The organism is Chlorobiota bacterium, assembly GCA_016700335.1.
Lineage (GTDB): Bacteria > Bacteroidota > Ignavibacteria > OLB7 > OLB7.
Genome location: CP065014.1, coordinates 910,998 through 924,428, shown reverse-complemented (window position 1 = coordinate 924,428; position 13,431 = coordinate 910,998). Strand labels below are relative to the sequence as shown.

Below are 13,431 nucleotides of genomic sequence, written 5' to 3'. Positions count from 1 at the left end.
TAAACAAAATCATATTTTATTAATAATATTGTTTCTAACAATATTTATTAATTGTTTGAATGCACAAGACAGTAAAACATTTAGAATTGGTGCAACAACTGAAGGAAAGGAGTTTTATGTTGTTTTCCAAAAAAATTATGTAGATCACCAAATAGATGAAGATTCTAAATCTGAAATTGTTGACAAACCTCTTAACTTACAGCTTTTTATAACTTCTACAAAAGCTGCCCAAGGATATTTAGAAATAAAAGGTATTGGGTTCAAAAAAGAATTTTCACTCCCACCTGGAAAAGTTACAATGTTTCAAATCGATACTTCATGTCAATTAAGATCGAGTGAAGTTATTGAAGATTTAGCATTACATATAGTTTCAGATGAACCAATAACAGTATATGGTTTGAACAGAAGATTTCAAACAACTGATACTTACCTTGCCTACCCTGTAAATGCTTTAGGTAATTCATATAGAGCAATTTGCTATGGATGGCTTAAAGAGACTATGCTAGCTCAAGTTGCGGCTATTGCAACAGAAGATAACACAACAGTTACATTTACACCTTCAGTTAGAACCCAAAAAGGAAAAGCACCAACTATTCCCTTTTCTGTCAAACTTAACAAAGGTCAAACTTATCAGTTAATACCTGTATTCGATAGCAAATCAAGTTGTGATTTAACTGGAACTTTAATTGAATCAGACAAGCCAATCGCAGTTTTTAGTGGACATAATTGCGCATATATTCCAAATAGAAAAGTAAAAGCTTGCAACATGTTAGTTGAGCAATTACCTTCAATTCAATCATGGGGGAAACAATTTTTTGTTGGTACTTTAGCAAGCAGATCTAGTTCAGTAATTAGGGTTTTAGCAAGTAGTGATAACACAGAAGTTTTTGATAATAATAAATTAGTTGCAACCTTAAATGCAGGTGAATTTTATGAAAATTTGGAATTAAAAGAACATACTTTAATTTCCTCTACAAAACCTGTTTTAGTTGCTCAGTATTCCAAAGGCTTTGCAAATGGTGATGATGTTGGTGACCCTATGATGATTATTATTGCACCTACTGAACAGTTTCTATCAACCTATAGATTTGCTACGCCTGTACAAGGAGAATGGCACCATTATTTAAATGTAGTTACTCCTTCAAAGTCGATTGGTAAAATTGTAATTGATGGAATTTCTATTCCATCAAGAGTTTTTTATAGATTTGGTTTAAGTGCTTTTTCAATAGCTCAAGTTGAAGTTGATTATGGTACTCATGTTATTTCATCTAATGAACCTTTTGGTTTGTATTGTTATGGCTTTGGTTTTGGTGAAGCTTCTTATGATGCTTATGGTAATGGAGGTGGTCAGTCGTTAGAAATTGTTGTTCAACAACCTGATAAAACTGCTCCAGTGCTTGATATAACTCGCTCAACACCTTCAACAATTAGTGCTGTTGTTCGAGATGATAGAATTTATGATACAGGTTTGAATCAAATTATTTTAGTCGAAAAAGATAACCTGACAATTCCAAATCTCAAGTTTGAATTAGGTACCCCTCAAGTTCCTATAGTTATTCAAACTCAAATTCCAAAAAGGAATGCTTATGCAAAGTTTAAATTAATTGATAAAGTAGGAAATATTTCTTATCAAAGTATTTGTGTACAATATGATATCAATGGTGACTCATTAATTGTTGTCTCACTAAGTGGGAATGCGACTTGTGCTCCTGGTTCAGACATTTTTTATGGAATTGGAATCAAATATTCTGCTATTAACAATAATGTTATTGTATCTGAAAACAATCCTTCAAACCTTACACCAATTATTTTAAATGGTAATTTAGGTGCACCGCTTTATGGTTTTAATGGGATTATTGAATATCCATTTGGTCAAGATTTGTTCTTAACTGGTAGACTTTCATTAGAGAACTGGAATGGTATTGCTACTGGATTTTTACCAGATTCTTTATCAAATATTTTACCTGGAAATTCTATTGTTCGAGAGAAATTTGAAATTAAAAATCAGAGTTTAATGCTTGGTTTAGCTCCAGGAGCTGAACTATATTTTGCAAATCAAAGAGCATTCGTTTTTGGGAATATCAATTTTGCTTTTCCTATTTATGTAAACGAAACATACCAAAAGAAAATAATCTCACCTACTGATTTATTATATGATAATGGTACTAATACTAAAATTCTTAAAGAAAAATCTGGTTCTGCTGGTTCTAATATTTTTATAACTCCTGAAATGGGTATTGGTGGAAATTTGCCAATTGGAAAAGGTTGGAGAATTTATTGTGAACTTGGTGCTGGAATTTCTTTAACTTCTTATACTCCAGAAAGAGATTGGAGAGCTACTTATTTATTTTCAAGGTTTGGTGCTAAAATCAAATTATAGGTTATTGAAATCCTTTTTTTGAATATATATTTTTATAATTTGTTGATATTTATTATATAAGAGTTTATATCTAATATACATAGGATACTTTTAACTGAATTATTTTAAGATCATTTAATTTATAAATCAAATTCTTAATCAGGAAATAGTTGCAATAATAATTCAATATATCTAAAATACACATCCATCACCAACCATACCACTACATGAAGGTGAACCACCTAGTCTCCATATATTACAATAACCTTTATAAGGTCCATATTCATAATCACATCCCCTAGAATTGTATTCAATACACTTCAAATGACCAGTACATACACAGTAGAAAGTTGAAATACTACCTGTTGAAATTGAATATTCTTTATCCTTCCCATCAAAATTTCCTACATACCTTACTTCCAAGTTAATTGTTAAGAACAAAAATATAATTACAATTAGTATTTTCATATAGTTAATTATATTTTAAATTATTTATTTATTACAATTTTTTTTCTTCCAAACTCAATTCCATTAACATAAAATACTGCAATATATATTCTATTTTTATTTACAAATCCTTCTTTAATTTCATTAGCATTTATTAATAATTCCGGAACATCATTAACTCTTTCACCCAATTCATTATATATTATATATTTGATTCTTACTTTCTAATTTAGATATAATTTTAACTTTCCCAAGGCTAGGGTTTGGAGATACCAAAATTAAATTTATATTATAAAATTTAATCTTCAATTACAATTTTTTTTCTTGAAATGACCCCAGTATTATTCGAAATAGAAACAAAATAAACACCACTTTCTTTGATAGTTAGATTTAAATCATTATTAATATCTAATTTTTTACTTTTGAAATTTTGATAAATCAACCCATTTATATCAATTATAGAAATTGTATAATTATTATCAATATCTAGTTTATAAAATTTAATTATAAAATTATTTTTTGATGGGTTAGGTATTAAAATAATTTTATCAGTATTAACCTCAATATTAGATTTATTTAAACCTACTCCAAATGTTTCTCTATAAGTTGCTTTGGAAGGTAAAGTTAAAAGGGATGATAAATTTATCCCTAAACTTGTTAATCTTGCTTGATTATAAACTCCATCTCCATTCATTAAAACAGATAATTTTACATAACCTTTCTTACCATTTAATATGTTCGAAATAATGTAGAAAGTTTTTTTAAATGGGTTACTAACACCTAAAAAGCTGGGTGTACCAGATGGAACACATCTTAATACTGTAAATGAATCTAGTATCTCTAACCTTGAGTTATCAATACTATCTAGCAATTCGACTTTATAAGTTATGGTGTCTCTAGAGTAATAGTTTGAAGTTGTCATAGCATTATCAAACCTATTATACCATCTGAAATTTCTATAAAAACTTATTGTATCATTTGTATTTAGTGTAATATTATCTGTTCTATTCAAATTTGATAATGATGCTTCATCAAGTGTATCTATAACTGATCTCATTTGCCAATTCCTTACTCTAATTCTACTTGAATTGTGTTTACATTCAGAAAAATCATATTTAACTATTGTTGAGTCATATTTTACTTGTAAAAATATTGCTGCTGAAAATATTGCTGCTGAAAATCTTTCTCTGGTATGGTATCACCTTCACTTACACGGTTAATATAGGTTGAATCTTGAATTATAAATCTTGTTGATTGTGAGTAAACAAGAGAGTGGCTTAACACAACAAAAGTTGCTGCTACTAAAATAATTTGAGTAAATTTTAATCCCATTTTGATTACCTATAGTTTAATAAAAATATATAAATCAAATATATAAATATATATGAATTACAATATAAATTTAAATTAATTATTCAGATTATACTAGAATAGAAAGTGATTATTTGTTTAAGGGAAAGTAGGGATAAAGCAGTTGTTATAAATTAATAGATTTATTTTTCTACTTCATAATTTCTAACCTTAATTTGTATGGTTTGTTTGTTACTAAATCAATTGAATACAAATCACCTTTTTTAATTTTAAAGCTCGAAACTGAAACGTAAATGTAGCCTGGAAGGGTCTTTGTGGCTATATTTCTTTGAATTGTTGCCAATACACAACTACAACTTGTGTTTAATTTATTAATCACCAAATCTGAATCTGTATTATTATATACATATAACTTCAATGATTCATATTTTGCAGTATCAGAAACTATAAATTCTGTCTGACTCAAACAAACAGTTTTACATGGTTTGTAATCTTTAATTTGTCCTGCAAAAAACAATAAGGAATAAAATATAAAGTAATAATTAATCAAATTGAATTTAACACCCGAAATTATTATAAAAGGTTATACATTAGGAATATTCCCTATGGCTATGGAAGATGAAAAGATTTATTGGTTTGAACCCAAAATGAGGGGAATAATAAATCTGAACAATTTAATAGTTTCCAAAAGTCTTGCAAAGTTAATCAGAAATGAAAAATTTAAAGTAACAATTAATAAAGATTTTAAATCAATTATTAAGGAATGTTCAAAAAGGGATGATACTTGGATTTCAAATGAGATAATTGATGTTTACTCAAAACTTCATGAGTTAAATTTTGCTCATAGCGTTGAGTGTTGGCTTGGAGATGAGCTTTGTGGCGGTTTGTATGGTGTTGCAATTGGTGGAGCGTTCTTTGGAGAATCAATGTTTCATACCATTACAAATGCATCAAAAGTTGCATTAGTGTTCCTTGTAGATAATTTAATTAAGAATGGATTTACTTTATTGGATACTCAATACTTAACTCCACATTTAGAATCGATGGGTGGAATAGAAATTACTAAAAGAGAATATTTAAAAAGGCTGAACTCTGCTTTAATTATAAAAGCTAAATTTGAATAATGAATTTAAATATCTTATTGATAAAAAAATATTATAAATCGATTTAAACAACAACTGAAATGACATTTGCATCAGAATCTGAAAGAGTTAGTTTTAAAAATAATATTTACCTAAAAATATACTTGATTGTATTTTTAATTTTTTGGATTTATACATTTATCTTTACAACTAACATCAGCAATTGGTTTACAGAAAATGCTTTAACAATTTTATTCTTAACCTTTATAATTTTTAGTTATAAAAAATTCAAATTTAGTGATTTCAGTTACACCCTAATGTTTGTATTTATTTTGTTACATACTTATGGAGCTCAATATACTTATGCTGAAAACCCGTTTGGTTACTGGCTTAAAGATAATTTACACTTAGCTCGAAATCATTATGATAGAATAGTCCATTTTAGTTTTGGATTGTTGTTAGCTTACCCAATGCGTGATTATTTTAAGAATTGGTTTGATTGGCCTAGTTGGGTTTGTTGGTTATTGCCAATTGAAATCACGTTATCTTTCAGTTGTTTGTATGAACTTATTGAATGGGCTGTTGCTCAATATATTTTTCCTTCAGAAGGAATGGCATATTTAGGGACTCAAGGTGATATTTGGGATGCTCAAAAGGATATGTGTATTGCATTTTTTGGGGCAGTTACAATTATTATAATAATGAAATTTATATACTCGAAATTTTCTAAGATAGTTTGATTACTTCTATCTTTATATTTGCTAAATAATTTAAATTTCTTAGTTAATTTTTATATTTTTTTAAATCAATTCTTATGAATAAATTTTTTGTTTGTCTTTTTATTTCCCTACTTTTTGTAAGTAATAATTACTCTCAAACTAAGATACAACCTATTTCAAAATCTATAAAACATCAAGATAGATTTAAAGAATTTTACAATGAAAAAGTAAAATTTTCTAAAACCGAATTGCAAAATATTTTTCATTATAATTCTGAAATTATTACTCCTGAATATTCTAACAATTCAATAACAGAAAAAAATTTAATAAATAAATTAAGTGCAGTCTCTGAAGTTAATGTTTCTAAATCTTCAATTGTTGAAAGTGAAACTCATATTGGAATTAATGTTACTGATACTTCTAACTTAATTGTGTCAGCAATCAAATCAACTTCAGCTGGTTTGAGATGCCCTATTTATTATTCTAAAGATTTTGGGAATACTTGGATTTTAAATGGTTTTAATACAAGTTCAATTATACCTGCTACTACAACTTTTGGAGGAGGTGATCCATTCTTTACTTGTGATGCAGATGGTAATTTTTTCTTTTCATGGATTTCTCTTTCTGCTAAAGGATTTAGTAATGAAGATACTTTGATTGTTGGTATGTATTTTGCAAAATCAACCGACAAAGGTGAGTCTTGGCAATACTCAAAAGATATGAGAATAGCTGAAAGTAGTTCATTGATTAATAGTCAAAATGGACCAGATTATTTTTGGGATAAACAATGGATGACTACTGATTTATCCAGTTCTGAATTTAGAAATTCTGTTTATGTTGGGTTTGTTGAAAGCAACCCAGATGGTAGTTACATAGGTATTAGAATTAAAAGAAAAAATGATAATTCATTTCGAGAAAAAACAATTAGAATTAGTGATGATTCATTTGTTGATGTACAATTTGCACAAGTAGAAGTAAATAAAATTGGTGAATTACTCTGTACTTTTTATGGTAAAAAAGGAAGTGATGAACCTCCAAGTTTGTGGTTCAGTAAATCGATAGATGGTGGTGTTACTTTTTCAAATCCTAATAAAATTACAGATTTTCATTTAGTTAATTTTTCTACTGATTCAAAGAGATCTGATACGGTTTCAGGTGTAATAGGATCACGAATTTATCCATGCCCACAAATGTCTGTAGATAAAGGGAATAGCAACTTCCAAGGAAATATATATTTAACTTTTACAGCTGATGGTATTTCAAAAAATGATAAAAATGGTACTAATATTTATTTAACAAAATCAACTGATAATGGTAATAATTGGTCAGCTCCAATTGTATTAAATAGTGAGATTAAAAGGCATCAATTTTATAGTGGAACTTCTGTTAATAATCTAGGGATTCTTTCAAATGTTTGGTATGATAGAAGATCTGACTCATTGAATAAGTTAACTAATTATATGATTAATTTTTCTAAGGACGGAGGAAATACATTTACAGAGGATTTTAATATTACTCAAAAATCTTCAGATTTTTCTAAAATTGGTAAAAACAATAATGGTTTTGGAGTTGGTGATTATAACGGAATTGTAATGACTGATAATTTTGCAATACCAGTATGGGGAGATGGAAGAGCCAACACAGGAGATGTTGAAATATACATTGCAAAAGTCCCAATTAATGATGGAAAAATAAACTCAGTAGAAGTAAATTCTATTAATACTAATTTTTCAAATTTCAATTTGAGTCCTAATCCAACAAGTGATTTTGTAAATTTAAATTATAATTTTTCATCTAATACTTTAGTTAAAATTGAATTATTTAATGATTTGGGTGAAGTTGTTTTTTCAAGAATTAGTGAGGGTTTTTCAGATGGAATAAACTCAACAAATTTAGATATTAAGCCTTTTCCAAGTGGTAATTATAATATTAAAATTTCACCTGTTAACAATCCTGAAATATATGTTTATAAAAATTTTAGAATATTAAAATAATGATCTTATAAATAGAATATCCCTTCAATTAGTAATACTTTAATTGAAGGGATATTTTTTGATAAATTTTATTTCAATAAAATGTTAATCTAAACCACACCTTTTAAAAATAGCATCAACATTCCTTATTGATTTTTGTAAATCACATAGCGAATCTATATCTTTAGTTGAAATAATTGAAGTTAAATCTGAATCTCTTTTAAGTACATCGGAAAATTTTTCTCTAGTTTTCCAAACCTCCATTGCATTCCTTTGAACAAGCTTATAAGCTTCTTCTCGTGAAACTCCACGCTTAGTTAATTCTAATAATATAGTTTGAGAAAAATGAAGTCCACTAGTAAGTTCCAAATTTGATTGCATTCTTTCAGGATAAACAATCAACTTATCAATTAAAGTATTTGTTTTATCTAATATATAATCCAATGCAATAGTAGAATCTGAACAAATAACTCTTTCAACAGAAGAGTGGGAAATATCTCTTTCGTGCCAAAGAGCAACATTTTCTAAAGCAGCAATACTATTAGCTCTAATAATTCGAGCCATACCACAAACTCTTTCAGATATAATAGGATTTCTTTTATGTGGCATTGCAGAACTTCCTTTTTGTCCAGGTGAAAAATATTCTTCTGCTTCAAGAACTTCAGTTCGTTGAAGGTGCCTAATTTCAGTAGCAAACTGTTCTAATGTTGAAGCAATTACTGCTAAAGTAGTCATATATTCTGCATGTCTATCCCTTTGAATAACTTGTGTTGTAATTGGATCAGCTTTTAAATCTAAATGATTGCAAACATATTCCTCAACACTTAAATCAAGATGCTCAAAAGTACCAACTGCTCCTGAAATCATTCCATAAGAAATATTTTCAATTGCATTTTGCATTCTACTAATATTCCTTATTGTTTCTTGATGCCATAAAGCAAGCTTTAAACCAAATGTAACAGGCTCAGCATGAATACCGTGAGACCTACCAATTTGAATTGTATATTTAAATTCAATTGCTCTTTTAGATAAAGTATTTCTAAGAATAATCAAATCCTCAAGAAGTATTTCACCTGCTTGTTTTAATTGAACTGCTAAACATGTATCTAGCACGTCACTACTAGTCATTCCTAAGTGAATATACCTAGAAGGTTCTCCAACATACTCGGCAACATTAGTTAAGAATGCAATTACATCATGGTGAGTTACGGCTTCAATTTCATTAATTTTTGCAACATCAAATGCACCTTTTTCCCTGATTGTTATTGCAGCTGATTTAGGAATTATTCCTTGTTCTGCTTGTGCTTCAACTGCTAAAGTCTCTATTTCAAGCCATATTTTGAACTTGTTATCTTCCGACCAAATTTTGCCCATTCTTGGACGAGTATACCTTTCTATCATTTTATTCTTTAGTTTTTTAAAAGGGCAAAAATAAGGGTTTATGTAAATGATTCGAAATTAATAATCAATTGAAATGCAATTTTTAAAAATATTTTTTGAAAATATTATTTATCAAAAGTATTTTAATGTTTTAATCACTGATTTGGTTAAAGAATTATTTTTTTAAATAATTAATCCATTCACCATTCTCAGCTACTTTTTTAATTTGGGAATTCCTTACTATTAAAAAATTTTTCATATAATTATTAAGAATTACAACGTCAAACAATTTACCCAAAATTGAGAATGGAGCTTCATATTCAAACTTATCAATCATTATAGTAAATTCATCATTTTGTTCATAAATGTGCTCATGATAAATTTTAGCAAAAGCACCATTAACCATTTCATCTCTAAAGTATGAGTACTTTTCTAATGCAGTTATTTTTGATGTAAGTTTTTGTTTTATCCAAAAATGAGTTGCTTCCCAAGTAACAGTTTCATCTAACTCTATCAAACCATTTATCCTTCCAGAAACAGCTTTTTCATTTGTAGTTGATGCACTTCTACTATGAAAATCTATACTCCTTGATAAATCAAAACAAATGTTTATTGGAGCATAAATTTTTGTGTTTAAAGTAATTAACGGCATTCTTAAGATTGAATAAATAAATTAGTTAATTTTAAATTTAATAAATGATTTTTACAGTTAACTATTAAAAGAGTAATTTATTTTAATTAATAATTTTATAAAGTAAATTTTTAATATAAATTTAGTATGTAAAACTCTATTACTAACTTGATTTAACTATTTTTGGATTTTAAAAATAAAAATTAAATAAATATGAATAAATTTAAAATATTTTTTGTACTATTCTTAACAATAATAATAGAAACAAATGCTCAAGGTCCTTGCCAAGGTTTTAATTATATGCCTCCTCAACCTAAGATTGGGGATAAAGTAAAATTCAATTATGCATCAATGTTAACTTCATTAGCTGGATCAAACAACATTAAATGTACAGCTTATTTTATAACAAAATCTGAGCCAATTGCAGTTGAAATTGCATTAAAACAAAATGGGATGGAGTACAATGGTGAGTTCCTATTAAAAGATAGTACAACACTTACTTGTTTAGTTTTTAAAAGTGGAGATGAAATAATTGACAATAATAAAAACAATGGATATTTTATTCAAACAAATTACAGGAATGGTACAATTGTAAAAAATTCTTGGTTAGATTTAGCAAAAGTTTATCAACAATTTGCCGAAGCAATGTATCTTGAAAGTGATCCAATAAAATTCAGAAAATTTGCTCAAATGGAATATGAAATTTACCCAGATCAAAAGCTTGCAGATCCAATTGTGTATATTAATTCTTTCAATTTAAGGAATGATTCCGCAAAGCAAAAACTACTTGAAATTGGTAATAATGTATTGAGTAAATCAGACCAAACTTATGAAGATTTATTATTAGCTAGAAATATTTTTCAACGATTAAACAATACAAATAAATCTGATTCAATCGGAAAAATTTTAAAAAATAAATTCTCTGATAGAGTCGATAAATCCTCAGATATTTACTCAGAATTTATCCAAACTGGTAAGTTAGAAACTAAAGCAAATATCTATTCTAAAAATAAAGAATACTTATCTAAATCTATTCAAATTAAAGAGAGAATGATATCTTATTTAATTAATGAATATGAACAGAAAAATGATTGGAAGAATTTTGATTTGTACATAAATGAGTTAGATAATAAATCTAAAAAATTTAGTATTTATAATTCTTTAGCATGGAAATTTTATGAATCTGGAAAGAATACAGAAAAAGCTATTCTTTTATCTAAAGAAGCAACTGAATTTGCAAAAAATGAAATTGAAAATCCTACATCAAAACAACCTATGTATTTGATTGAATCAGATAGAAAAAAAGAAAGGGGGAATAATTATGCTACATACGCAGACACTTATTCTCATTTGTTAATGAAAAAAAAGAATTATACAAATGCTTTACAATATCAAGAAGAAGCTGTACAATTGAGTTATGGAAAGAACCCAAATATAAATCAAACATATATTGAATTGCTTCAATTAAATAATTTACCTGATAGAATTTTTAGTGAGTCTGAAAAGTTTATAAAATCTGGAAATTCTAATCAAACAATTAAGGATATTTTTTCAAAAAATTACATTTCTAAAAAAGGAAGCAATAAGGGTTTAAACGACTATATTAATAAATTGGAAGCTTCAATAAAATCTAAAAACTTGTTGGCATTAAGGAGAAAGATGATAAATGAAAATGCTCCAGATTTTATATTAGAAAATTTAACAGGTGATTCAATTTCTTTAAAATCTTTGTATGGTAAAGTTGTTGTATTAGATTTTTGGGCAACTTGGTGCGGACCTTGTAAAGCTTCTTTTCCTGCTATGCAAAAAGCTGTTAACAAGTATTCAACAGATACTAATATAGTTTTCCTTTTTATAGATACTTGGGAAAAAGCAGATGACAAATTGCGTAATGCATATAATTTTATTACCAAAATGAATTATAAATTTAATGTCCTGTTAGATAGCCAAAACAGTGTTGTTGAAAATTACAAAATATCAGGAATACCAACAAAATTTGTTATTGATTCGCATGGTAAACTCCAATTTAAAACAGTAGGTTATGAAGATAATGAAGAAGTTTTTCTATCTGAACTTAATGAAATGATTTTACTTTCAACTGTAAGCATCAAGAATTAACATTTCCTAAATTAGTATATAAAATGATTTCAGTTAATCCTAAAAATGGAAAGTTAATTCAAGTATATAATGATTATAACGATGAAGAGATAGAGGATATTCTCAACAAAAGTAAAACTGCTTTTTCGATTTGGAAAGAATATTCAATAAACTCAAGGTCTAAATTATTAGATCATTTAGCAGTTCAACTAGAAGAAAAAAAAGAAGAATTTGCAGAGTTTATAACCAATGAAATGGGGAAAACTTTTGCATCAGCAATTGCAGAAATAGAAAAATGTGCAATGGTTTGCAATTATTATGCTTCGAAATCTGAAGAATTTTTAAAAGATGTTAAAATTCAAACTGATTTTAATAGTAGTTTCGTTAAGTTTCAACCATTAGGAACAATTCTCGCAATTATGCCTTGGAATTTTCCTTTTTGGCAAGTTTTTCGTTTTGCTGCTCCAACTTTAATGTCCGGCAATGTTTGCTTGTTAAAGCATTCATCAAATGTTTCGGGATGTGCTTTAGCTATAGAAAAATTATTTCAAAATGTAGGTTTTCCAAATGATATTTTTAGAACTTTATTAATCCCATCTTCTAAAGTTGATAAAATAATCCATGACTCTCGTGTTGCTGCAGTTTCAATTACTGGAAGTGAATCTGCAGGATCAAGTGTTGGGGCTAGCTGTGGCAAATCAATAAAAAAATTTGTTCTTGAATTAGGTGGTAATGATCCATTTATTGTTATGCCGTCTTCAGATATTGATGAAGCAGTTAAAGCAGCAGTTTCTTCAAGAGTGCTTAACAATGGTCAAAGTTGTATTGCAGCTAAAAGATTTATTATTCACAAAGATATATATGAAGAATTTTTATCAAAGTTAAATTATGAGTTTAGTAAATTAATTGTTGGAGATCCTATGAATGAAACAACTGATATAGGTCCTTTAGCGAAATCTGAATTTGTTGATGAACTTCATAATCAAGTTGTTGAAACAATTTCGCAAGGAGGCAAATTAATTTGCGGTGGATTTAAGATTTTTGGTGATGGATATTATTACTCTCCAACAATAATATCGGATGTAGAATCAAATATGACTATTTTTAAAGAAGAGACATTTGGTCCGGTTGCCGCAGTTATAAAAGCAGATTCAATAGAAGATTCAATAAGTATTGCAAACAATTCAAAGTTTGGATTAGGAGCAAGTGCTTGGAGCTTAGAATCAAATGAACAAAATTTATTAATTGAAAAAATTGAATCTGGATCTGTCTTTATAAACTCAATGGTTAAATCAAATCAGAATCTACCATTTGGTGGAATCAAAGCTAGTGGCGTAGGGCGAGAACTAGGTTCTTATGGTTTGATGGAATTTGTAAATGTAAAAACAATTGTAATTGAATGATGCATTATCTTCTTTTGTGATAATCCATA

General features: G+C 27.7%; 13 protein-coding genes. 6 read left to right on the top strand and 7 right to left on the bottom strand.

Features of this window, described 5'->3' with window-relative positions; translation table 11 throughout:
- The first annotated feature begins 55 nt into the window (after window positions 1-55).
- The gene (locus IPP08_03855; GenBank protein QQS67309.1) at window positions 56-2,380 is read left to right on the top strand and encodes an IgGFc-binding protein; all 2,325 of its coding nucleotides are present in this window, start codon (window positions 56-58) and stop codon (window positions 2,378-2,380) included.
- Between the two features lie 171 nt (window positions 2,381-2,551).
- On the opposite strand, the gene IPP08_03850 is transcribed toward IPP08_03855, so the two are convergent.
- The 5 genes from IPP08_03850 to IPP08_03830 form a co-directional block, all read right to left on the bottom strand.
- Window positions 2,552-2,827: a hypothetical protein gene (locus IPP08_03850; protein QQS67308.1), complete on the bottom strand. Its 276-nt coding sequence runs from the start codon at window positions 2,825-2,827 to the stop codon at window positions 2,552-2,554.
- A gap of 20 nt (window positions 2,828-2,847) precedes the next feature.
- Window positions 2,848-2,997: a hypothetical protein gene (locus IPP08_03845; GenBank protein QQS67307.1), complete on the bottom strand. Its 150-nt coding sequence runs from the start codon at window positions 2,995-2,997 to the stop codon at window positions 2,848-2,850.
- Between the two features lie 107 nt (window positions 2,998-3,104).
- Window positions 3,105-3,863 carry a T9SS type A sorting domain-containing protein gene (locus IPP08_03840; protein QQS67306.1) on the bottom strand — a complete coding sequence of 253 codons (759 nt, stop codon included), beginning with the start codon at window positions 3,861-3,863 and terminating at the stop codon, window positions 3,105-3,107.
- Between the two features lie 80 nt (window positions 3,864-3,943).
- Window positions 3,944-4,138 carry a hypothetical protein gene (locus tag IPP08_03835; protein ID QQS67305.1) on the bottom strand — a complete coding sequence of 65 codons (195 nt, stop codon included), beginning with the start codon at window positions 4,136-4,138 and terminating at the stop codon, window positions 3,944-3,946.
- Between the two features lie 169 nt (window positions 4,139-4,307).
- The gene (locus IPP08_03830) at window positions 4,308-4,634 is read right to left on the bottom strand and encodes a hypothetical protein (protein QQS67304.1); all 327 of its coding nucleotides are present in this window, start codon (window positions 4,632-4,634) and stop codon (window positions 4,308-4,310) included.
- Window positions 4,635-4,668: 34 nt separating this feature from the next.
- Here IPP08_03830 and IPP08_03825 point away from each other — a divergent pair, with 34 nt between their 5' ends.
- The 3 genes from IPP08_03825 to IPP08_03815 all read left to right on the top strand — a co-directional run bounded on the left by IPP08_03825 (window position 4,669) and on the right by IPP08_03815 (window position 7,912).
- The gene (locus IPP08_03825) at window positions 4,669-5,241 is read left to right on the top strand and encodes a leucyl/phenylalanyl-tRNA--protein transferase (GenBank protein QQS67303.1); all 573 of its coding nucleotides are present in this window, start codon (window positions 4,669-4,671) and stop codon (window positions 5,239-5,241) included.
- Between the two features lie 59 nt (window positions 5,242-5,300).
- On the top strand, window positions 5,301-5,939 hold the full coding sequence (locus IPP08_03820; protein QQS67302.1) for a DUF2238 domain-containing protein: 639 nt from the start codon (window positions 5,301-5,303) through the stop codon (window positions 5,937-5,939).
- A 74-nt stretch (window positions 5,940-6,013) separates the two neighbouring features.
- A complete protein-coding gene (locus IPP08_03815; GenBank protein QQS67301.1) occupies window positions 6,014-7,912 on the top strand; it encodes an exo-alpha-sialidase in 1,899 nt (632 codons plus the stop codon).
- A gap of 84 nt (window positions 7,913-7,996) precedes the next feature.
- Here the strand turns inward: IPP08_03815 and IPP08_03810 are convergent, their stop codons facing one another.
- The gene (locus IPP08_03810; GenBank protein ID QQS67300.1) at window positions 7,997-9,292 is read right to left on the bottom strand and encodes an adenylosuccinate lyase; all 1,296 of its coding nucleotides are present in this window, start codon (window positions 9,290-9,292) and stop codon (window positions 7,997-7,999) included.
- 154 nt (window positions 9,293-9,446) lie between these two features.
- Window positions 9,447-9,923, bottom strand: a complete 477-nt coding sequence (locus tag IPP08_03805; protein ID QQS67299.1) for an SRPBCC family protein — start codon at window positions 9,921-9,923, stop codon at window positions 9,447-9,449.
- 192 nt (window positions 9,924-10,115) lie between these two features.
- On the opposite strand from IPP08_03805, the gene IPP08_03800 reads away from it, so the two are divergent.
- The gene (locus tag IPP08_03800; protein QQS67298.1) at window positions 10,116-12,020 is read left to right on the top strand and encodes a TlpA family protein disulfide reductase; all 1,905 of its coding nucleotides are present in this window, start codon (window positions 10,116-10,118) and stop codon (window positions 12,018-12,020) included.
- Between the two features lie 23 nt (window positions 12,021-12,043).
- Window positions 12,044-13,402 (top strand): NAD-dependent succinate-semialdehyde dehydrogenase, encoded by a 1,359-nt coding sequence (locus tag IPP08_03795; protein QQS67297.1) that lies wholly within the window; start codon window positions 12,044-12,046, stop codon window positions 13,400-13,402.
- Window positions 13,403-13,431: the final 29 nt, after the last annotated feature.